The following is a 629-nucleotide window of genomic DNA, read 5'->3' on the forward strand; positions in this document are numbered from 1 at the left end:
GCCTTGAACGGCTCGGCGCTGTGCCAGTCGGGCTGGGCGATGATGCCGACCCGGAAGCCCTGCGCCTCCAGCACCCGGCCGATCACCGCCATGCCAAAGCTGGGGTGGTCCACGTAGGCGTCGCCGGTGACCAGGATCACGTCGCAGCTGTCCCAGCCGAGCCGGTCCATTTCGGCCCGGCTCATGGGCAGGAAAGGCGCGGGCCCGAAGCGCTTGGCCCAGTACGGCTTGTAGCTGGTGATGGGCTTGGCGGCGCGCGCAAAGAAGGAGACGTCGAGGGGGGCGTTCATGGGCGGGGGATGGGCCGGCACCCCCGGGGCATGGGCGTGCAACCCCCGATTTTAGGTTTTTGGCGCCCGGCGCGCTGAAGTTTCGGTCATGGCCCCACGGTGGGGCTCAGAGGTCGAGCAAGGCGGCGTCGAGCTGCTGTTGAAAGCGCTCGGCACAGCCCAGCGCCTGGGCGTTGAGCAGCGCCAGCTTGACCAGGAACAGCTCGGTGTGTTCCGGGCCGGCGCGGTCGATGGCGCTGGCCAAGGCGTCGTACACGGTTTCCAGGCCGGCGATGTCCAGCGTGGGGGCGGCGGTGTGGGGGGTGGCGTTCATGGGGGATTCCTGGTGGGGCCGTGGGC

The 629-nt window shown here is 69.8% G+C and carries 1 protein-coding gene and 1 pseudogene; both read right to left on the minus strand.

The features are described from left to right. A pseudogene (locus HA630_RS27155) lies at positions 1-290 on the minus strand (YgiQ family radical SAM protein); the annotation flags it as partial. Positions 291-396: 106 nt separating this feature from the next. Beyond that, complete coding sequence (locus HA630_RS27160; protein WP_166832213.1) at positions 397-603, minus strand: DUF2783 domain-containing protein; 207 nt, start codon at positions 601-603, stop codon at positions 397-399. Positions 604-629: the final 26 nt, after the last annotated feature.

The organism is Aquabacterium sp. A08 (assembly GCF_011742065.1).

Bases quoted from the DNA above. Each gene is read 5' to 3' on its own strand.
- HA630_RS27160 (WP_166832213.1), bottom strand. From the start codon at position 603: ATGAACGCCACCCCCCACACCGCCGCCCCCACGCTGGACATCGCCGGC.